Below are 18,741 nucleotides of genomic sequence, written 5' to 3'. Positions count from 1 at the left end.
GGTGCTGCCGGTTGCCTGATTCAGATCCTGCTGTTCGCCCGGTGGAAGTGCTGCTACTTGTAGGATGAAATACCTGCTCGTTGTAGGATTCGACCGTGGGGTACGTACGACGCGTCCTGGACGACGAGCTTGACGAGCTGTTCTCCGCTGTGCCTGCGATTGCGATCGACGGGCCGAAGGCCGTGGGCAAGACGACGACCGCCGAGCAGCACGTCGTCGGCACTCTCCGCTTGGACTCGGCTGCCAACCGGGAGTCGCTCGCTGCTGATCCCGAACTGCTGCTGCGTCGTGCCCGCCCGCTCCTGATCGACGAATGGCAGAAGGTTCCGGCCGTCTGGGACGTGGTACGCCGGGCGGTCGACGAGGACCGGGCGCCCGCGCAGTTCCTGCTTGCCGGCAGCGCCTCCCCGCTGCCCGGTGCGACCGCGCACTCCGGTGCCGGTCGGATCGGACGTTTGCGCATGCGGCCGATGACTCTGTCCGAGCGGGGCGTGGCGGATCCGGCGATCAGTCTCGCTGAGCTGTTGACCGGGCGGCGGCCGCCGCTGGCAGGGGAGACGGGACTGCGCCTCGCTGACTACGTCGAAGAGATCCTCGCCTCGGGGTTTCCGGGGTTGCGGTCGTCTCGGGGACGCGCGCTCCGTTTCGAGCTCGACTCCTATCTGGAGAACGCCGTGGATCGAGACGTGCCTGAGCAGGGCCTCGCCATCCGTCGACCCGAATCGATGCTGGCCTGGCTGCGAGCGTATTCCGCGGCCTCCGCCACCACGGCTCGATATTCGGAGATCCTTGACGCGGCCACTCCCGGCCACGGCGACAAGCCCGCGCGCTCGACCAGTGAGGCCTTCCGTGAAGTTCTCACGAGGCTGTGGCTGCTCGATCCGGTGGCCGCGTGGACACCGTCGGGCAGCCTGTTCACTCGGCTCGGGCAGACCCCCAAGCATCACCTGGCTGATCCGGCCTTGGCGGCCCGTCTGCTCGGCTTGTCCGTCGATGCGCTCCTCAATGGCGAGGGGGTTCCCGTCGGTCCCCAGGCAGGCAGCCTGCTCGGCCATCTGTTCGAATCTCTGGTGACGCTGTGTGTCCGGGTGCCGGCCCAGGCGGCTGAGGCGTCGGTGGGCCATCTGCGGACCAGGAACGGGGATCACGAGATCGATCTCGTGGTCATCCGGGGCGACGACCGGGTGGTGGCCATCGAAGTCAAGCTCGCAGCCACCGTGTCCGACCAGGACACCAGGCATCTGCACTGGTTGGCGGATCGACTCGGTGGACGTCTGCTCGATGCGGTGGTGATCACCACCGGGCCGCGGGCCTACCGACGGCCCGACGGGATCGGGGTCGTCCCCCTCGGGACCCTGGCGCCCTGATCCGACAGGCGGGGGCCGTCACGAGGCCGACATGGCGGGGCCGTAGGATGCCCGCGTGAAGGACACTCCTGCACCGATGCCCGAGGCGCTGCCCGCGCCGGTCACCGACTCCCACACGCACCTCGACACGACGATGGAGTACACCGGCCTCGCCGTGGACGAGCTGATCCGTCGCGCCGGCACGGTCGGCGTCACGCGTACGGTCCAGGTCGGGTGTGATGTGGCGAGTTCACAGTGGGCCGTCGAGCTCGCCGTTCGCGAGCCGTCGGTGGTCGCCACTGTCGCGATCCACCCCAACGACGCCGCCCGGCTGGCCGATCGGGCCGGCCGACCGGCCCTCGACGAGGCCCTGCGGGAGATCGAGACGCTGGCCGGCGATCTGCGGCCCGACGTGGTCCGTGGCGTGGGGGAGACCGGTCTGGACTACTACCGCACCTCCGAGGGGCGCGGTCGCCGGGCGCAGCGCGACGCCTTCGCTGCGCACCTGGCGATCGCCGCCCGGCACCGGCACACCGTCGTGGTGCACGACCGCGGTGCGCACGTCCCGATCGTGGAGATCCTCGATGCCGAGGGGGTGCCGGACCGGCTGGTGATGCACTGCTTCAGCGGGGACGCCGCCGACGCCCGGGTCTTCCTCGACCGCGGCGCCTGGCTCTCCTTCCCGGGCACAGTGACCTTTCCCGCCAACGAGACGCTGCGCGAGGCGTTCGACGTGGTGCCGCTGGACCGGCTGCTGGTCGAGACCGACGCGCCGTTCCTCACCCCCGTGCCCCAACGCGGCTGGCCCAACGCCGGTTACCTGGTGCCGCACACCGTCCGGTTCCTGGCCGAACGGCGCGGCATCCCGGTCGCCGACCTGTGTGCCGTTCTGGTGCAGAACACCCACGACGCGTTCGGCGGCCCCTGGCCGGCCTGGTGCGAGGACCCTGACAATGCCCGCTGACAAGGGGAGACACTCCATGGTGGAACACGGTCGCCGGTACCTGGACGGAGCCGGTCCGGTCCCCTCGGGGGCGCCGCGGCGGTCGGCCGATTTGGTCACGAGCAGGTCTCGACGTTATCGTTCCGTGACGTTGCCAGATGTGGGCGCCCAGCGCCCGACAGCCGAGCGGGAGAACACCTTCGTGCAGAAGAAGACCATCGCCGTCATCGCCACCGGCACCGTGCTGACGCTCGGGCTGGGAACGGTGGGCATCAACGAGGCCCTCGCCAAGACCGTCACGGTGTCCCTGGACGGGACGCCCACCCAGTTCCGCACGTACGCCGGCACCGTCGGCCAGGCGCTGTCCGCCAAGGGCATCACCCTGGGCGAGCACGACGTCGTCGCGCCGTCCGCCGACTCCGGCCTGGCCGAGGGCGAGCAGATCTCGGTCCAGTACGCCCGCCCGGTGACCGTCACCATCGACGGCCAGGGGCGCACCATCTGGACCACCGCCACCTCGGTCGACCAGGTGCTCTCGATGCTCCAGCTGACCGACGCCAACGCGCTGGTCTCGACCAGCCGGTCCAGCACCATCGGTCGCGACGGTCTGTCGTTCAGCGTCGAGACGCCCAAGAAGGTCGAGATCGACGTCGACGGCAAGAACCTGCAGGTGGTCTCGACCACCCGTACGGTCGACGACCTGCTCAAGGAGCAGAAGATCACCCTCGGTGACGGCGACAAGGTCGACCCGGGGCTCACCACCGTGCTGACCGACGGTCTCAAGGTCACCATCACCCGGGCCCCCAAGCCGGAGCCGAAGCCCACCCCGAAGCCGGCTGCCACGGCTACGGCGAAGGCGACCACCACGGCGAAGTCGACCACGACCAGCAAGTCGACCAGCACCAAGTCGACCACCGCCACCAAGTCGACCACCAGCAGCTCCGCCCCGGCCGGGGTGTGGGACCAGATCGCCCAGTGCGAGTCCGGTGGCAACTGGTCGATCAACACCGGCAACGGCTACTACGGCGGCCTGCAGTTCAACGTCTCCACCTGGCGGGCGTACGGCGGCAGCGGCCTGCCGAGCGACGCCAGCAAGGCGACGCAGATCGCCATCGCGACCAAGGTCCAGGCCGCCCAGGGCTGGGGCGCCTGGCCCGCCTGCACCGCGAAGCTCGGCCTGCGCTGATCCTTTTCCGCCGGCATGCTTGCATAATGTAAGCATGCCGAACGTGTTGATCCGTGATGTCCCGGAGGGTGTTCACGCACGGTTGCAGGCCCGTGCCGAAGAGCACGGACAGTCCCTCCAGCAGTACCTGCTCGGAGAACTGAGCCGACTCGCCGAACGTCCCACGATGGACGAGGTGCTCGCTCGGATCGCCACGCGGCACGGCGGTCGTGTCGGTCTGGAACAGGCACTGGAAGACCTGGCCGCCGAACGGGATCGGCGGTGATCGTCGTCGACGCGTCGGTCCTGGCGAACGTCGTCGGCGATGACGGCGAGGACGGTGTTCTCGCCCGGGACCTTGTGCGCGGCCACGACCTCAGCGTTCCGGACCTGGCCGACGTCGAGGTCGTCTCGGTGTTGCGACGTCGCTGGCTGGCCAGGACGATGACCGCCGGCCGGTTCTCCGATGCCCTTGACGATCTGGTCGCACTGCCTGCGGATCGTTATCCGGTGTTGCCGTTCATGCCCCGGGCCTACGAGCTGCGCGCGAACGTCAGTCCGTACGATGCAACGTACGTGGCGCTGGCCGAGCAGCTTCAGTGTCCTCTCCTGACGGCGGATCGTCGCTTGGCCTCTGCACCGGGACCGCGGTGTGCCATCACGGTCGTGGGGACGACGTCGCGGTGACGGTCCGACCGGACCGATCGTCGGATGGCATCCGCCGGTCCGACTTCGCTGATAACGTACGCACCCGTGGGTGAACCGGACGAGAACACAGCGCCGCGTGCGCAGGACCCGGCGCGCACCGGGCCGGCGCTGCTGGATCCCAGCACGGTGCGGGCCCTCGCCGCGGAGCTGGCGTTGCGGCCGACCAAGACGCGCGGGCAGAACTTCGTCACCGACGCGAACACCGTCCGGCGGATCGTCGCACTGGCGGAGCTGTGGCCCGACGACCGGGTCGTCGAGGTCGGCCCGGGGCTCGGGTCACTGACCCTCGGCCTGCTCGAGGCCGCCGGCTCGGTCACCGCGATCGAGATCGACGAGCTGCTCGCCGGCCGGCTGCCGCGGACGGTGGCCGAACGGGCCCCACAGCAGGCCGACCGGTTCACCCTCGTCGTCGCCGACGCCCTCACCGTCACCGAGCTGCCCGGGCCGGCGCCGACCGCCCTGGTCGCCAACCTGCCGTACAACGTCTCCGTCCCGGTGATCCTGCACCTGCTGGCACTGTTCCCCACGATCGAGCGCGGGCTGGTGATGGTGCAGGCGGAGGTCGCGGACCGGCTGGTCGCCGGGCCGGGATCGCGGACGTACGGCATCCCCAGCGCCAAGGTGGCCTGGTACGCCGAGGCCACCCGGGTGGGCAGCGTGCCACCGACCGTCTTCTGGCCGGTGCCGAACGTCGACTCCGGGCTGGTGCGGATCACCCGCCGGCCCGCCCCGCCGACCTCCGCCACCCGGGAACAGGTCTTCGCGGTCATCGACGCCGCCTTCGGCCAGCGCCGCAAGATGCTGCGGGCCGCCCTGGCCGGCCTGTTCGGCTCCTCGGCTGCGGCGAGCGCCGCGCTGCAGGCGGCCGGGATCGACCCGACCTCGCGCGGGGAGACCCTCACCGTGGCCGACTTCGCCGCCATCGCCGAGCGGGTGCCCGCGGATGGCTGAGCCGCTCGCCACCCCCTCGACGCAGGCGCGACCGGACGGCGTACGGGTCCGGGTGCCCGGCAAGATCAACCTCGCGCTCTGCGTGGGGCCGCGTCGCCCGGACGGGTTCCACGACCTCGCCACCGTCTTCCAGTCGGTCTCCCTGGCCGACGAGCTGCGGGCGACCGAGGCTCCCGCCGGCGTGGTCACCGTCGCCGTGCGCGGCCGCGGCGCCGACCTGGTCGGCGCTCCCGAGGACAACCTGGCCGTCCGGGCTGCCCGGTTGCTCGCCGAGACGTACGTCCCGCGGTGCGGCGCCCACCTCGAGATCACCAAGGGGATCCCGGTGGCCGGCGGGATGGCCGGCGGGTCCGCGGACGCGGCTGCCGCGCTGCTGGCCTGCGACCGGCTGTGGGGACTCGGTCTGCCCTCCGAGGCGTTGCTGGAGCTGGCGGCCCTGCTGGGCAGCGATGTGCCGTTCACCCTGCTCGGCGGCACCGCGATCGGCCACGGCCGGGGGGAGCGACTCACCCCGGTCCGGGTCGACCACACCTTCCACTGGGTCCTGGTGACCTCCCCCGACGGACTGTCGACCCCGGCCGTGTTCCGCCGGTTCGACGAACTCCACCCGCCGGAGACGGTGCCGGCGCCGGCCGTTCCCGAGGGCCTGCTGGCCGCTCTGGTGGAAGGCGACCCGGTTGCCCTCGGGGCGGCGCTGCGCAACGACCTCGCCGAACCGGCCGTGGCGTTGCGCCCCGAGCTGGCGGTGATCCTGGCGGCCGGGACCGAGGCCGGAGCGGTCGGCCGGATGGTGTCCGGCTCGGGGCCGACCTGTGCCTTCCTCGCCCGGGACGCCGCGCAGGCGGCCGGGATCGCCGCGGAACTGCGGGATCGGTCGGCCGGGCAGGATCGCCGGCCCGGGCCGGACGTCCATCCTGCGCGGGACGTCTATGTCGTCCGGGCACCCGCATCGGTAGGATTCCTGCATGCAGGACGAGGTTGATCGGCTCATTGCCGACTGGAGTCGCGAGCGTCCCGACCTCGACCTCGCGCCGATGCAGGTGCTGAGCCGGGTCACCAGGGTCGCCAAGCAGCTGGACCATGCGCGCAGCGCCGCCTTCGCCCTGCACGACATCGTCTCCTGGGAGTTCGACGTGCTGGCCGCCCTGCGCCGCTCGGGCGATTCCTACCAGCTGTCCCCGGGCCGGCTGCTGCAGGAGACGATGGTCACCTCCGGCACGATGACCAACCGGATCGACCGGCTCGCCGCCCGCGGGCTGGTCCGCCGCGGCCCCGACCCACATGACGGGCGGGGCGTCGTGGTCAGCCTGACCCCGGCCGGCCTGGCGACCGTCGACGGGGCGCTGGTCGACCTGCTCACAGCGGAGCGGCGGATCCTGGCGGTCCTGCCGACCGGCGACGCGGCCCAGCTCGCCGATCTGCTGCGGGCCTTGGCCGGTGAACTCGAGCGGCCCAGTCAGCCGCTCTGAGTGTCCCGTGGTGGTCGCAGGATCCGTCCCACGAGCGGGGTCGCCGAGAATCGTCCGGCGGCGACGGGCCAGGTGAGCACCACCACAGACAGCAGCACCATCACCGGATACTGGGCGATGAGCTGGTCGGCGCTCCAGTAGAACATCAGGGTGGCCACCGAGCCGAACGCGGCCGGCAGGCTGAGGATGCCCAGGATCAGCGCGACCCCCAGGCCGGTCTCCAGGAGGGGGACGGCGAAGCCGAAGAGGCCCGGCCAGCCGGCCAGCACGACCGCAGCGAAGGTACGGAACGCGTCGGACACCCGGGTGTTGGATTCGGTGCTCCCGACGACGAGCAGGATGTCCGCGGCACCGAAATGGGCGTGGTACTTCACGATCCCCTCGCGCAGCCACAGTGCTCCGAGGACGACCCTCGCCACCCCCACCGCGAGCGGGGTGCCGAGGGCCGCGGTTTCTCTGATCCTCATCACTTCAACGTGGCGGCGCCGAAGACCGCCTTCGCCTTGTCGCAGTGGATCACGACCGTGCTGAATCCTGCCGCGTCCAGCCCGGAGAGCGAGAACGTCTGGGACGTCTTGTCGAAGGCGATCGAGCCGAGTTCCTTGCCCGCGGCGATGTCATTCTCCTGGTCGCCGTTGGTCAGGTAGATGTGCAGATCGGGGCCCTCGTCGGAGGAGAAACCCGCGAGCACGACCATGCCCTGGCCGATCTCCACGGTCCCCGCGACGGTCTTGCCGTTGCGGCCCTGGAAGGCGCCGGTACGACTGGTGGCCGCCTGACCGGCGGTGGACATGGTGGACATGGACGATGCCGCGGCGGTAGAAGGCGTCGAGCCCGAACGCGCGGTATCGGATGTCGTGGCGCATCCGGCCAAGGCGAGGGCGATGACCGTGGCGGCGGCACCGAGGGGAAGGTTGAGTCGCATGGGGGGAGCTCCTTGTCGTCGGTTCTTCGGGTCGGCAGGCAGTGTCGACGGGCCGGGGAGGGGCCGCCGGGACGTCCGACACCTGTGACGCTAGGAGTCCGCCACCCTGAGGAGGGGAGATATTTCTGGACCGTAAGATCTCGGACGGTGCAGGCGTCCGCCGTGCGACTAGCATCGTGACGTGGACGGAGCAGACGGGACGCGGCGGACGCCGCAGCGTACGCTCGTCTCCCGGCCCGCCGGGACCGGCTCCCCGCGGCCGGACGACGTCGGGCGGGGCGCGAGGGTGATGATCGTGGAGGATGACCCCACGGTCCGGCAGGTCGTCGCGGACTACCTGCGGGTGCACGGGTACGCGGTGAGCCAGTTCGGGGACGGCGCGGCCGCGAGCCGGGCCTTGCAGGACATCGTCCCCGATCTGGTCATCCTGGATCGGGTCCTGCCCGGGGTCAGTGGTGACGAGCTGTGCGCCCAGGTGCGGACCAACTCACAGGTGCCGATCATCATGCTGACCGCACTCGACTCGGTCGGGGCGCGGATCGGCGGTCTCGAGCGCGGGGCCGACGACTACATCGCCAAACCTTTCGCCCTGCGCGAGCTCCTGCTGCGGATGGTCGCGCTGCTGCGACGCAGCCGCGGCGTATCAGCCTCCCTCTCCCCGTTCCAGGTCGGCCCCTTCAGGATCGATCCCACGCTGCGGAGCATCGCGCGGGACGGTCGGGAGATCGTCCTCACCGGACGCGAGTACGAGCTGTTCACCTTCCTGCTGAAGAACCCCGAGCGGGTCCTGTCCCGTACGGAGATCCTGCACGAGGTATGGGGGTGGAACTTCGGGGAGGCGTCGACGGTCACTGTCCATGTGCGCCGGTTGCGCCAGAAGATCGAGCGTGATCCGGGTGAACCGCGGTTCCTCCTCACCGAGTGGGGCGCCGGCTACCGCTTCACCGTGAAAGGGGGTGCCGGATGCTGAACCCGGCCGACCTCCTGCTGATCGGGCTGACCGCGTTGGGCTGCACCGCCGGCGTGACGGGCCTTGCCCTTCTCGTGCTCCGGATCGACCGGCGAGGCTCGTTGGGCCGGCAGCTGGTCGTGGTCGTCGTTGCCGCCATCGCGTCGATCGTGTGTTCGACCGTGGTGATCGCTGCGGAGATGTACTTCTCCCGCCACGATCTGCTGGTGCTGATCTGGGTCATCGTCGTGTCGACGACGTTCAGCCTGATGGCCGCCTGGTTCACCGTACGTGCCACCCGGATGGCGATGGCCACGCTGAGCGAGTCGGCCAGGAGGATCGGGGACGGTGACGTCGTCGAGGCGAGGGTCGACGGATGGCGGGAGTTCAACGAGCTGGGAGCTCAGCTGGCGGACGCCTCCGAGCGACTGGCCGCCGCCCGGGCCGACGTCGAGCGTCTCGACGCCTCTCGTCGTCAGCTCGTGGCGTGGGTCTCCCACGATCTGCGCACGCCGCTGACCGGGATGCGGGTGATGGCTGAGGCACTCGAGGAAGGCCTCGTCGACGATCCTCTCGAGTACATCCGGCAGATCCGCCTCCAGGTCGACCGGGTGAACCTGATGGTCGACGACCTCTTCGAACTGTCGAAGATCCACAGTGGGACCCTGCGCCTGTGCCCCGAGCCGGTGGTGCTCGTCGACCTCGCCTCGGATGCCGTGGCGGACATCCGTCCGCTCGCGGCGCTGCGCGGCATCCGGGTGACGCATGGCGGGATGGCCGATGACCTGGTGCTGGCAGACCCTCGGGCGCTGACCCGGGTAATCACCAACCTGTTGTCCAACAGCATCCGCTATGCACCCGAGCATTCGGAGGTGCTCGTCTCCACCCACCGACTCGATGACGACCAAGTTGCCTTCAGCGTGAAGGATGCCGGCGGAGGAGTGGCCCCATCCGACCTCGAACGGATGTTCGACGTGGGCTGGCGGGGGAGCCTGGCACGGATGCCCGGTCCGCAGTCGCCGGGATCCGGCGCCGGGCTCGGGCTGGCCATCGTCCAGGGCATCGTGGAGGCGCACGGCGGGGAAGTGCGGGCGACGCACGTACACGACGGGTTCCGGGTGGACATCGTGCTGCCCCGAGCTATCGCGCACACCGCGGGTGGCGCCCCGTCGGTCGGATGGATCGGCCGGGCGCATGAGTGATGCCCGGCGACGTGGCCGCCGGCGGATCGGTGCGGCGCTCGCCCTCCTGGTGGTCATCGCGGCAGGACTGCTGACCCACCTGCTGCTGCCCGGCAGCATCGTCACCGACATCGCCGGCGACGCCCTGTACGCCGCCGCCGCGTACCTGGCGATCGTCGTCCTCGCGCCGCGCCTGCGACTGCTCACCGTCGGCGGACTTGCCGCCGTGTGGTGCATCGTCGTCGAACTGTTCCAGCTCACCGGCGTTCCGCTGGCCGTCGGCGCCCGCTTCCCACCGGCGTTCCTCCTCCTCGGCTCCGCCTTCGATGCGCGCGACCTCGTCGTCTACGTCGTGGCCGTGGCCGCGCTGACAGGAGCCGACGCGGCTGTCTCACGGTTCGGCGCCGGCGGGATCGACAGTCGGGGCGTCAGCCCGAGGTCTCGGTGATCCGCTGCCGGGCGGTGTCGAGGCGTGCAGTGACCGGGCGGATGCCGGTCGCCCTGGCGAGTCCCTGCAGGGGCGTGTTGACGTAGACCGACTCCGCGTGGGTGACCGGAAAGGTCTCGTGCCACACGCCCACTGCACCCTTCGCGGTGCGGGCGCGGCGGTTGTAGGCCGCCCAGGCCGGGCGATGGGTGGCCCGTGGGTCACTGGCGTAGGCGTACAGCTTGTCCAGGCTGTTCCAGTACTGCACCAGCCACGGCCCGCGCAGGTCGAAGACCAGCCGGTAGCCGAGCAGTCCGGAGTCCCGGTCCCGGGACAGCTCCCGGATCATCCGGGGCATCGCCAGGAAGACCGGCAGCCAGCGGTCTGGCCGCCACCAGGCGTTGATGGTCATGCCGATCAGGAAGACGACGAGTTCGCCGTCGTGGTCGTGGGTCATCCGACCCCGGTTGGTCACGGCCATGGTGGACTCCTCGGGTATCTTGGATATCACTACTCCCTAATATTGGAGAGTAGTACTGTCCAGCCCGTCGGACAAGTCCGACCGATCAGGCAAGGAGTCCGGTGCGCATCTCCGAGTTGTCCCGTCGCAGTGCGGTCCCCACGGCGACGATCAAGTACTACCTGCGGGAGGGGCTGCTGCCGGCCGGCCGGTTGACCTCGGCCACCCAGGCTCAGTACGACGAGAGTCATCTGTCTCGGCTGCGGCTGATCCGGGCGCTGGTCGGGCCGGGTGGGCTGTCGATCGCCACGGTCCGGTCGGTGCTGGCGGCGATCGACGATCCGCCGGAGTCGCCGCTGGAGCTGTTGGGCCGGGCGACGGAGGTGCTGTCGGCATCGTCGGGCGGTGACGGCGGCAGCGACGGGGGCGAGGATCCGGTGGGGCGTCGTACGGTGGCCGGGCTGGGCTGGTCGATCGCCCCGGGCAGCGCGGCGCTGGGTGAGCTGGCGGCGGCGCTGGCTGCCATCGATGAGGCGCAGCTCACCCTGCTCGAGGGTGGGGTGGTCCGTTACGCCGGGCTGATCCACGAGCTGGCGGTCGAGGAGGTCGCCACGGTGCCCGACGACTCACCGGAGGCGGCGGTGCGCCAGGTGGTGCTGGGCACGGTGCTGATCGAGCCGTTGATCGTGGCGCTGCGGCGGCTGGCCCTCCAGGATGCCGCCGCGCGACGGTTCGGCGGGGCGGAGAGGGGCGGTCAGTCCTGCCGGGTGTAGGTGTAGAGGTCGGGGTCGGGAACCATCCGGGACAGGCCGTTCCAGGCGAGGTTGAGGATGTTCGAGGCGACCGTGGTGCGATCCTGGTCACGCTCGTCGAGCCACCACTGCCCGGTGTAGGCGATCATCCCGACCAGCATCTGGGCGTACATCGGGGCCATCTCCTCCTTGAGGCCCCGGTGGCGGAACTCGTCGCCGAGGATGTCCTCCACCTGGGAGGCGACGTCGGAGAGGATCGTCGCGAACGACGTCCCGGTGGAGCCGGTGGGCGCGTCCCGGGAGATGATCCGGAAGCCGTCGGGATGGGTCTCGATGTAGCCGAGCAACGCCAGGGTGCCGGCCTCCACCTTGCGGCGGGGGCCCTTGGCCTGGTCGATGCCCGACCGGATCGCCTCCAGCAACGTACGCTGCTCGCGGTCGACGATCACCGCGTAGAGCCCCTCCTTGCCGCCGAAGTGCTCGTAGACGACCGGTTTGGAGACCTGGGCGCTGGCCGCGATCTCCTCGACGGTGGTGCCCTCCACCCCCTTCTCGGCGAACAGCGTCCGGGCCACGGTGATCAGCTGCTCGCGGCGCTGCGCTGCGGTCATCCGGGTGCGCCCCTCGCGGGGACGGCGGGTACCGGCGCCGCCCTCGGGCGCCGCGATCCGGCGGCCGGAGGGCTCGGGGTGTCTGCTGTCGGCCACGCTGTATCCGATCGAGGTGATGCCGCCGTCCTTCCGGTCGGCGAGACTTCGGCCACTGTAGCATCGCGCCGCGGCGCGATCCGGTGTGCTGCCGTCGGGGTCAGGCCACCGCCCGGCCGGTGCTGGCGCGGATCCCGGAGGGGATCGACCCGACGAGCGTACGGGTGTAGGGCTCGGCCGGATCGTCGAGGACCTGCGTCACCGGGCCCGATTCGACGATCCGGCCGCGGTGCATCACCGACACCGAGTGGGCCAACTGGCGGATCAGGGCCAGATCGTGGGAGACGAAGACGTAGGTGAGACCGAGCTCGGCCTGCAGACCGAGCAGCACCTCGACGATGTCCGCCTGCACGCTGACGTCGAGGGCCGAGGTCGGCTCGTCGAGGACGACGACGTCGGGACGCAGCACCAGTGACCGGGCGATCGCCACCCGTTGCCGTTGCCCTCCGGACAGGCCGGCCGGCCTGCGACCGAGGAACTGCTCGTCCAGACCGACGGCGGCCAGTACCCGGCGCACCCGTTGCGTACGGTCCGCCGGGGTACCGACCCGGTAGCGGTCGAGCGGCTCGCGGATCAGCCGGCGCACCGACCAGGTGGGATCCAGCGAGGTGAAGGGGTTCTGGTAGACCAGTTGGAGGTTGCGCCGAGCGGTCCGCAGCGACGCGTGCGAGCGGCCGTCGAGCCGTTCCCCGGCGACCACGATCTCGCCGGCATCGGGCTGCTCCAGACCGAGCAGCAGCCGGACGGTGGTGGTCTTACCGGATCCGGACTCGCCGACCAGGGCGTGGGTGGTCCCGGCCGGTACGGTGAACGACACGTCGTCGACGGCGGTGAGAGTGGTGCCGTCGACGGTGAAGGACTTGCTGACGCCGCGCACCTCGATCCGCGGGCCGGCCGATGGGTCGTCGAGGCGGGAACGACCGACCGCGAGCCGGTCGGCGTAGCGGTCCGGGTTGAGGGCAGGCACGTCGGCGTGCAGCGTGCGGGCGTAGTCCGAGGCCGGGGCGGCGAAGACCGTCGCGGTGTCGCCGGCCTCCTGCACGGTGCCGCCGCGCAGGACCACCAGGGTGTCGGCCCGTTCGGCGGCGATGGCGAGATCGTGGGTGATCAGCAGCAGGCTGATCCCGAGGGTGGACTGCAGCTCGGACAGCAGGTCGAGGATCCGCTTCTGGATGGTGACATCGAGCGCCGAGGTCGGTTCGTCGGCGACCAGCAGGTCCGGGCGGGGCAGGACGGCCAGACCGATCAGCACCCGCTGCAGCATTCCACCGGAGAGCTCGTGGGGATAGGACTCGTAGATCCGGCGAGGGTCGTCCAGTCCGACCCGGGCGAGGGTCTCCAGGATCAGCTCGCGCGGGTCGGTCTCGTTGTCCCGGTCGAGCAGTGCGGCCGCCTCCCGGGCCTGGGAGCCGATGGTCCGCACCGCGTTGAGAGCGCTGCCCGGATCCTGGGGGACGAAGCCGAGACGGCGGCCGCGCAGCGGGCGGAAGCGCCGTTCGGGCAGGGTGAGGATCTCCCGGCCGTCGAACGCGACCCGCCCGGTGGCCCGTCCGGCGCGCGGCAGCAGGCGCAGCACCGAGCGGGCGATGGTCGACTTCCCCGATCCCGATTCCCCGATCAGAGCCAGGCTGCCACCTCGGTCGAGGCGGAACGAGACGTCGTCCACCACCCGGTGGCCGTTGTACGCCACCGACAGGCCCTGCACGTCCAGCAGGACGGACGGCGGAGCAGCGATCGTGGCGGCCGGTGCCGGTGTGGAGCGGCGCTCCGGTGCGGGAGGTACGTCGAGGGTCGTGGTCAGGTGGTCGTACGGAGCCATCGGCTGATCCTGTTCACGGAGAGGACGGTTGCGATTGTCACGAAGGCAGGGGCGTACACCAGCCAGGGCCACTTCAGGTAGTCCTTGCCGGTGGAGATCAGCAGGCCCCAGTCGGAGGCCGGCGGCGGGTCGCCGTAGCCGAGGAACGCCAGGCCGGCGATGACCAGGATCGACAGCCCGAACTGGAGCACCGCGAGGGTGAGCACGGAGCGGGAGGCATTCGGCAGCACGTGGCGCGCCAGGATGTGCCAGCGGGACCCGCCCTGCAGGAACGACGCCTCGACGAAGACGGCCCGACGGGTCTTGATCACCTCCGAACGCATCACCCGGGCGAAGACCGCCACCGCCGACACCCCGGTGGCGATGGCGGCGTTGGTGGTGTCGAACCCCAGCGAACTGACCACGATGACCGCCAGCAGGAAGCTCGGGATGGCCAGCAGGACGTCGACCAGCCGAGCCAGGACGCCGTCCACCCAGCCGCCCAGGAAGCCGGCCAACAGGCCGATCAGGCCTCCGACGACGACCCCGATCAGCACGGCGATGAGGGCGCTGGACACCGAGGATGCGGTGCCGTACACGACCCGGGCGTAGAGGTCGCGGCCCAGGTGGTCGGTGCCGAACCAGTGCTGGGCGCTGGGGCCGAGCAGCTTGTCGGCCGGCACCCCGGCGACCGGGTCCTGGGTGGTGAACAGGCCCGGGGCCAGCGACCAGGCGATCACCACGGCGAGCACACCGAAGGCCAGCAGCACGGTGGCCGGCAGCCGGAACGCGGCAAGACGTCCGATGACGGCGGTCCACCGGGCCCGCCCGGTGTCGAGAGACGAAGGATCGAGAGATGCCGGGCTGACGGTCATCCTGCCGCCCCCGCTTCCTGAACGGTCGGCCGCGGCGCGGTGCGGCCGTCAACGACCCGCACCCGCGGGTCGAGCAGCGGGTACACCAGATCGGCGACGAGGTTGACGGTGACGAAGACCAGGGCGGCCAGCGAGACGACCGCCTGCAGGACCGGTGTGTCCTGAGTGGTGACCGACCGCTGGATCAGGCTGCCGACGCCGGTGCGGCCGAAGATCGTCTCGGTGATCAGTGAGCCGCCGAGCAACTCGCCGACGGTGAGCGCGATCACCGTGACGACCGGCAGGGAGGCGGGTTTGAGCAGGTGCCGAGCGAACAGCCGGGCCTGCCCCAGGCCACGGGAGCGGGCCACCTCGGCATACTCCTGCCGGGACTCGTGGTCCAGGCCGGCGATCAGCACCTCGGCGATCTGGGCGGAGACCGGGACCCCGAGGGCGATCGCGGCGAACAGCGTCGCCCACGGGCTCTCCGCGTCGATCACCCGGAACAGCCGGAGCTGGAAGGCGAAGACGTGGATCAGCACCAGACCGATGACGAAGTTGGGCACCGACAGGAAGAACGAGGGCAGTGTCCGCAGCAGGTCCTGCCCGTACCGCTTGGGCAGGACCTGGCTGCCGTACGCGATCGCCACGGCCAGCAGCAGCGCCACCGCCAGTCCCGCGGTGGCGAGGAGCAGGGTCGACCCGAGCACCTCGCCGATCAGGTCCGCGACCGGACGGTTGGAGCGCAGCGACACGCCTAGGTCACTGACCAGGAACTTCGACAGCGAGCGCCACAGCTGGACGTGGATCGGTTGGTCCAGTCCGTAATAGCCGACGATGCGGGCGATATCGTCCTCGGAGAAGCCGTTCTGCGGGTTGCGCAGCACGTTCGTCACCGGGTCGCCCGGCAGGATGCTGATCACCACGAAGGTGAAGACGTACGCCACCAGGATGACGACGACGGCCTGAGCGAGTCGCCGGAGCGCGAAGCTCAGGTAGCCGCGGGACATGGGGGCACTCCGCTCACTTCTCGAGATAGGCCGTGTAGTAGTTGGCGTACGCGACGCCGTTGTAGGTCTCGCCCTTGAGCTTCGGGTTCTGGACGTAGATCCGCTGGACGATCTGGGTGCGCGGGATGAAGTAGCCCTGCTCCAGCACGTACGACTGCAACTGGTCGAGCAGCGGATTGCGCTGGTCCAGGCTGCTGGCCTTGGCGATGCCGTCGCGCAGCGCATTGAGTGTCGGGTCGCTCTCGCCCAGGCCGAACCAGTCCTCACCCTTGTTCGCGTCGGTCAGGATGCCGGCCACGGTGCCGGCGTCGATGAAGCTGCGGGTGATCTCGTAGGCCGGCACCGCCGCACCCCCGACCTTCACCCGCTGGCCGTACGTCACGACGTCGTACGCCTGGATGTCGACCTTCCAGCCGATCGTGGTGAGTTGCTGGGCGAGCAGTTCGTCGATGGACTTCGAGGTGGCCAGGTAGGGATTGGAGTAGAGAGTCAGGGTGAGCGGCTTGCCGTCCTTGGCCCGGATGCCGTCGGCGCCCTTGACCCAGCCGGCCTCGTCGAGCAGCTGGTTGGCCTTGACCGGGTCGTACCCGAGCAGGTTGCTGTGGTCGGTGGCCCCGGGGACGTTGCTCTGGATGAACGAGGTGGCAGGCTTCCAGTCCGGGGTGTAGACGGTGTCGATGATCTGCTGGCGGTTGATCCCGGCCTGCAGCGCCTGTCGGACCCGGAGGTCGTCGTACGGGGCCACCTTGGTGTTGATCGCCCAGCCGTTGACGAAGCCCAGGTAGCGCGGCACCGCGACGGTGAATCCCTCCGACTTCAGCGACTCCAGCTCCTGGGGGGACGCGTTGTAGGCGACGTCGGCCTGGCCGGACTGCACCGAGGAGACGCGCAGCGACTGCTCGGGGACCTGCTTGAAGGTGATCGAGTCCAGGTGCGCCGGTCCGGTCTGGCCCAACGCCGCCGGGCCCCAGTTGTAGTCCTTGCGCCTGACCAGGGTGACATGGTCGCCCTCCTTCCAGGACTGGACGGTGAACGGGCCGCTGGCGACGGTCTTGCTGAGATCGGCCTGGTCCGAGGCCGGGGAGGCGAGCGTCTTCGGGGAGATCAGGATCGAGCCGTGGTAGCCGAGCGTCGGGATGAACCCGAGGGTGGGCGCCGTGAAGTAGACCTTCACGGTGCTGGCGTCGACGGCCTCGGCGTGGTCGTACGTCTTGGGGAACAGCCCGATCGGGTTGATCCCGTCCTGCGGCCGGCCCTTCGACCAGATGTCGAGATTGGTGACCACCGCGGCGGCGTCCAGCGCCGACCCGTCGGAGAAGGTGACTCCCTGCTTCAGGTGCAGAGTGAACTCGGTGGCGTTCTGGTTCTGCTCCCAGCTCTCGGCGACCCACGGGCTGACCTGCCCGTTGGCGTCGACATAGACCAGCTTGTCGGTGACGTGACCCCAGATGTTGCCCTCGAAGCTGGAGATGGCGCTGTTGTTGGGGATCCAGGTGGTGCCGAGGGAATCGATCAGGAAGGTGATGTCACCGCCGTCGGTCGGCCGGCCGGAGCCGGACTCCGAGGCGTTGCCGGCGCTGCTGCAGCCGGTCAGGAGGACGACCATCGCTGCGAGGGCGGCGAAGAGGTGTCGGGCACGGCGGACGGGTCTGGCCCTGCGGGTCGTGGTCATCTGCGGGTCTCCTTGCGGCGGATGGGGCTCGACGGATAGCGAAGTTGATCAGTAGGAATACTGGTGTCTCTGGACCGGGGGTCCGCGGATGCGGGCCGGGATCGGCGGCCCAGGGGCGGGTGACTCGACTGTAGGTGGAGGCCTGCCCGGCGGTCCAAGAGAAGTCGGGGATCGCAAGCCATTCGCTGAGCTTATGGACAATCCAAGCTCAGCTACGGTCCGGATCGGATCGACCGGACGGGTGAGAACGGCCGCTCGGGTCAGGAGGCCGGTCGCCAGCCCAGGGCCGGAGCCACGGTGTCGGCCAGATCGGTGATCAGCCGGACGTTCTCGACCAGCCCGAAGGCCGGCGGCAGGAAGAGCACCAACTCGTCGGCCTGGGCGAGACCCGGGTCGGCGAGGACACCGCGGGTGACCTCGTCGGGGGTGCCGTGGAAGACCGGGGAGATCTGCGTGCCGTCCGGCAGATCGGCCGTCACCACCGGCACCAGCGCGCCCCGGGGGCGTGACGCGGCCATCCCCTCGGTCCGGCGCTGCAGATCGTAGTCGGCGTACCGGTCCCGGCTCTCCGCGGTGGTGCCGGGCAGCACCGAGGCGGCGACCGCGACCGCGGGCGGCTCGGTGCCCTGCCTGTCCCGCCAGGCGGTGCGGTAGGAGGTGATGATCCGGGCTTGGTACTGGGAGAAGGTCTCGCCGGGAGCGATCCCGCGCAGCACGGTGCCGACGAGCAGGCCGAGCCCCAGCTCGGCGGCCTGCACCGCCGAGTCGACACTGGTCACCCCCTGCCGCAGCCGCCCGCGCAGCCCGGGGCTGTGCGGAGTGACCCGCAGTTCGGTGCCCACCGGAGCGCCCTGGCCCGGACCGTCGACCGTGTGCAGGGTCCGGCCCTCGACCGCCTCCAGGAACCGGACGAGTCGCCGCTGCGCCTCGGTGCGGGTGTCGGTGCCGACCGTCCCGAAGACCGCGTCGAAGGTGCCCGTGTTGCCGGTGGCGAGACCGAGGTCCAACCGCCCGTCCACCAGCAGGTCGGTCGTCCCAGCGGCCTCCGCCAGCAGGATCGGTTCCTGATAACGCATCGGCAGGACGGCGGAGCCGAGGGTGATCCGGTCGGTGTGCTGACCGACAGCGGCGAGGAAGGGCAGCGGCGAGGAGAGATAGTGGTCGAAGTGCCGCTGGTAGACCCAGCCGGACTGGTAGCCCAGGGCCTCCGCAGCCCGGAACAGTCCGATCCCGTCGCGAAGGCCCTGCGCCGGGCCGCGGTCGTCGCTGAACGACACCCGGGCGTTGAAGCCGAGCCGTCGGATCGGTCGGAATCCCTCCGGCAGTTCGGTCGTCCGGAGAGACAGCGTGGGGTCGGAGTATCCGGGGGCGGGGTGCGTGGTCATGGGGTTCCTTCCGGGGTCGGGTGGTCCGATTCGCGGGTG

The 18,741-nt window shown here is 70.4% G+C and carries 21 protein-coding genes; 12 read left to right on the top strand and 9 right to left on the bottom strand.

Annotation, left to right across the window (positions count from 1 at the left end; all coding sequences use genetic code 11):
* Nucleotides 1-95: 95 nt before the first annotated feature.
* The 8 genes from R0145_RS13130 (at nucleotide 96) to R0145_RS13095 (ending at nucleotide 6,582) form a co-directional block, all read left to right on the top strand.
* Nucleotides 96-1,367 carry an ATP-binding protein gene (locus R0145_RS13130; protein WP_317837312.1) on the top strand — a complete coding sequence of 424 codons (1,272 nt, stop codon included), beginning with the start codon at nucleotides 96-98 and terminating at the stop codon, nucleotides 1,365-1,367.
* A 55-nt stretch (nucleotides 1,368-1,422) separates the two neighbouring features.
* Nucleotides 1,423-2,310 carry a TatD family hydrolase gene (locus R0145_RS13125; RefSeq protein ID WP_317837311.1) on the top strand — a complete coding sequence of 296 codons (888 nt, stop codon included), beginning with the start codon at nucleotides 1,423-1,425 and terminating at the stop codon, nucleotides 2,308-2,310.
* Nucleotides 2,311-2,434: 124 nt separating this feature from the next.
* Nucleotides 2,435-3,475 (top strand): ubiquitin-like domain-containing protein, encoded by a 1,041-nt coding sequence (locus R0145_RS13120; RefSeq protein ID WP_317837310.1) that lies wholly within the window; start codon nucleotides 2,435-2,437, stop codon nucleotides 3,473-3,475.
* Between the two features lie 34 nt (nucleotides 3,476-3,509).
* On the top strand, nucleotides 3,510-3,740 hold the full coding sequence (locus R0145_RS13115) for a FitA-like ribbon-helix-helix domain-containing protein (protein WP_317837309.1): 231 nt from the start codon (nucleotides 3,510-3,512) through the stop codon (nucleotides 3,738-3,740).
* Nucleotides 3,737-4,141, top strand: coding sequence for a type II toxin-antitoxin system VapC family toxin (locus R0145_RS13110; RefSeq protein WP_317837308.1), 405 nt, complete (start codon nucleotides 3,737-3,739; stop codon nucleotides 4,139-4,141). Before R0145_RS13115 ends, R0145_RS13110 begins: the two co-directional genes overlap by 4 nt.
* A 129-nt stretch (nucleotides 4,142-4,270) precedes the next feature.
* Nucleotides 4,271-5,113 carry a 16S rRNA (adenine(1518)-N(6)/adenine(1519)-N(6))-dimethyltransferase RsmA gene (gene rsmA / locus R0145_RS13105; RefSeq protein WP_411742121.1) on the top strand — a complete coding sequence of 281 codons (843 nt, stop codon included), beginning with the start codon at nucleotides 4,271-4,273 and terminating at the stop codon, nucleotides 5,111-5,113.
* Nucleotides 5,106-6,095: a 4-(cytidine 5'-diphospho)-2-C-methyl-D-erythritol kinase gene (locus tag R0145_RS13100; protein WP_317837306.1), complete on the top strand. Its 990-nt coding sequence runs from the start codon at nucleotides 5,106-5,108 to the stop codon at nucleotides 6,093-6,095. Before rsmA ends, R0145_RS13100 begins: the two co-directional genes overlap by 8 nt.
* Nucleotides 6,079-6,582: a MarR family winged helix-turn-helix transcriptional regulator gene (locus tag R0145_RS13095; protein ID WP_317837305.1), complete on the top strand. Its 504-nt coding sequence runs from the start codon at nucleotides 6,079-6,081 to the stop codon at nucleotides 6,580-6,582. The genes R0145_RS13100 and R0145_RS13095 overlap by 17 nt, the downstream gene beginning before the upstream one ends.
* Here the strand turns inward: R0145_RS13095 and R0145_RS13090 are convergent.
* Together R0145_RS13090 and R0145_RS13085 are read right to left on the bottom strand one after the other, a co-directional pair.
* Entirely contained in the window at nucleotides 6,570-7,049 is a 480-nt protein-coding gene (locus R0145_RS13090; protein WP_317837304.1) for a hypothetical protein, read from the bottom strand. The two genes, R0145_RS13095 and R0145_RS13090, sit on opposite strands and share 13 nt — an antisense overlap.
* Entirely contained in the window at nucleotides 7,049-7,384 is a 336-nt protein-coding gene (locus R0145_RS13085; protein WP_317837303.1) for a DM13 domain-containing protein, read from the bottom strand. The genes R0145_RS13090 and R0145_RS13085 overlap by 1 nt, the downstream gene beginning before the upstream one ends.
* Nucleotides 7,385-7,688: 304 nt before the next feature.
* On the opposite strand from R0145_RS13085, the gene R0145_RS13080 reads away from it, so the two are divergent.
* From R0145_RS13080 to R0145_RS13070, 3 genes are read left to right on the top strand one after another with little or no spacing between them, the layout of a single operon-like run.
* On the top strand, nucleotides 7,689-8,477 hold the full coding sequence (locus R0145_RS13080) for a response regulator transcription factor (RefSeq protein ID WP_317837302.1): 789 nt from the start codon (nucleotides 7,689-7,691) through the stop codon (nucleotides 8,475-8,477).
* Nucleotides 8,471-9,658, top strand: a complete 1,188-nt coding sequence (locus R0145_RS13075) for a HAMP domain-containing sensor histidine kinase (protein ID WP_317837300.1) — start codon at nucleotides 8,471-8,473, stop codon at nucleotides 9,656-9,658. Before R0145_RS13080 ends, R0145_RS13075 begins: the two co-directional genes overlap by 7 nt.
* Entirely contained in the window at nucleotides 9,651-10,085 is a 435-nt protein-coding gene (locus R0145_RS13070; protein WP_317837299.1) for a DUF2809 domain-containing protein, read from the top strand. Before R0145_RS13075 ends, R0145_RS13070 begins: the two co-directional genes overlap by 8 nt.
* Here the strand turns inward: R0145_RS13070 and R0145_RS13065 are convergent.
* On the bottom strand, nucleotides 10,066-10,545 hold the full coding sequence (locus tag R0145_RS13065; RefSeq protein WP_317837298.1) for a DUF4188 domain-containing protein: 480 nt from the start codon (nucleotides 10,543-10,545) through the stop codon (nucleotides 10,066-10,068). The two genes, R0145_RS13070 and R0145_RS13065, sit on opposite strands and share 20 nt — an antisense overlap.
* 101 nt (nucleotides 10,546-10,646) lie before the next feature.
* Between R0145_RS13065 and R0145_RS13060 the strand changes: the two genes are divergently transcribed.
* On the top strand, nucleotides 10,647-11,297 hold the full coding sequence (locus tag R0145_RS13060) for a MerR family transcriptional regulator (RefSeq protein ID WP_317837297.1): 651 nt from the start codon (nucleotides 10,647-10,649) through the stop codon (nucleotides 11,295-11,297).
* On the opposite strand, the gene R0145_RS13055 is transcribed toward R0145_RS13060, so the two are convergent.
* The 6 genes from R0145_RS13055 to R0145_RS13030 all read right to left on the bottom strand — a co-directional run bounded on the left by R0145_RS13055 (nucleotide 11,279) and on the right by R0145_RS13030 (nucleotide 18,702).
* Nucleotides 11,279-11,983, bottom strand: coding sequence for a TetR/AcrR family transcriptional regulator (locus tag R0145_RS13055; protein ID WP_317837296.1), 705 nt, complete (start codon nucleotides 11,981-11,983; stop codon nucleotides 11,279-11,281). The genes R0145_RS13060 and R0145_RS13055 overlap by 19 nt on opposite strands.
* A 100-nt stretch (nucleotides 11,984-12,083) precedes the next feature.
* A complete protein-coding gene (locus tag R0145_RS13050; RefSeq protein ID WP_317837295.1) occupies nucleotides 12,084-13,802 on the bottom strand; it encodes an ABC transporter ATP-binding protein in 1,719 nt (572 codons plus the stop codon).
* Entirely contained in the window at nucleotides 13,781-14,656 is an 876-nt protein-coding gene (locus tag R0145_RS13045; protein ID WP_317837294.1) for an ABC transporter permease, read from the bottom strand. The genes R0145_RS13050 and R0145_RS13045 overlap by 22 nt, the downstream gene beginning before the upstream one ends.
* Nucleotides 14,653-15,645 (bottom strand): ABC transporter permease, encoded by a 993-nt coding sequence (locus tag R0145_RS13040; protein ID WP_317837293.1) that lies wholly within the window; start codon nucleotides 15,643-15,645, stop codon nucleotides 14,653-14,655. Before R0145_RS13040 ends, R0145_RS13045 begins: the two co-directional genes overlap by 4 nt.
* 13 nt (nucleotides 15,646-15,658) lie before the next feature.
* On the bottom strand, nucleotides 15,659-17,317 hold the full coding sequence (locus R0145_RS13035; protein ID WP_317837292.1) for an ABC transporter substrate-binding protein: 1,659 nt from the start codon (nucleotides 17,315-17,317) through the stop codon (nucleotides 15,659-15,661).
* 260 nt (nucleotides 17,318-17,577) lie between these two features.
* Nucleotides 17,578-18,702, bottom strand: a complete 1,125-nt coding sequence (locus tag R0145_RS13030) for an LLM class flavin-dependent oxidoreductase (RefSeq protein WP_317837291.1) — start codon at nucleotides 18,700-18,702, stop codon at nucleotides 17,578-17,580.
* Between the last annotated feature and the right edge of the window lie 39 nt (nucleotides 18,703-18,741).

The organism is Raineyella sp. W15-4 (assembly GCF_033170155.1).
GTDB lineage: Bacteria > Actinomycetota > Actinomycetes > Propionibacteriales > Propionibacteriaceae > Raineyella.
This window is presented reverse-complemented; position numbering and strand designations above follow the sequence as displayed.

Coding starts and splice junctions, on each gene's coding strand:
- R0145_RS13115 (WP_317837309.1), top strand. CDS start 3,510: ATGCCGAACGTGTTGATCCGTGATGTCCCGGAGGGTGTTCACGCACGG.
- R0145_RS13100 (WP_317837306.1), top strand. CDS start 5,106: ATGGCTGAGCCGCTCGCCACCCCCTCGACGCAGGCGCGACCGGACGGC.
- R0145_RS13095 (WP_317837305.1), top strand. CDS start 6,079: ATGCAGGACGAGGTTGATCGGCTCATTGCCGACTGGAGTCGCGAGCGT.
- R0145_RS13090 (WP_317837304.1), bottom strand. CDS start 7,049: ATGAGGATCAGAGAAACCGCGGCCCTCGGCACCCCGCTCGCGGTGGGG.
- R0145_RS13085 (WP_317837303.1), bottom strand. CDS start 7,384: ATGTCCACCATGTCCACCGCCGGTCAGGCGGCCACCAGTCGTACCGGC.
- R0145_RS13075 (WP_317837300.1), top strand. CDS start 8,471: ATGCTGAACCCGGCCGACCTCCTGCTGATCGGGCTGACCGCGTTGGGC.
- R0145_RS13070 (WP_317837299.1), top strand. CDS start 9,651: ATGAGTGATGCCCGGCGACGTGGCCGCCGGCGGATCGGTGCGGCGCTC.
- R0145_RS13065 (WP_317837298.1), bottom strand. CDS start 10,545: ATGGCCGTGACCAACCGGGGTCGGATGACCCACGACCACGACGGCGAA.
- R0145_RS13050 (WP_317837295.1), bottom strand. CDS start 13,802: ATGGCTCCGTACGACCACCTGACCACGACCCTCGACGTACCTCCCGCA.
- R0145_RS13045 (WP_317837294.1), bottom strand. CDS start 14,656: ATGACCGTCAGCCCGGCATCTCTCGATCCTTCGTCTCTCGACACCGGG.
- R0145_RS13040 (WP_317837293.1), bottom strand. CDS start 15,645: ATGTCCCGCGGCTACCTGAGCTTCGCGCTCCGGCGACTCGCTCAGGCC.
- R0145_RS13035 (WP_317837292.1), bottom strand. CDS start 17,317: ATGACCACGACCCGCAGGGCCAGACCCGTCCGCCGTGCCCGACACCTC.
- R0145_RS13030 (WP_317837291.1), bottom strand. CDS start 18,702: ATGACCACGCACCCCGCCCCCGGATACTCCGACCCCACGCTGTCTCTC.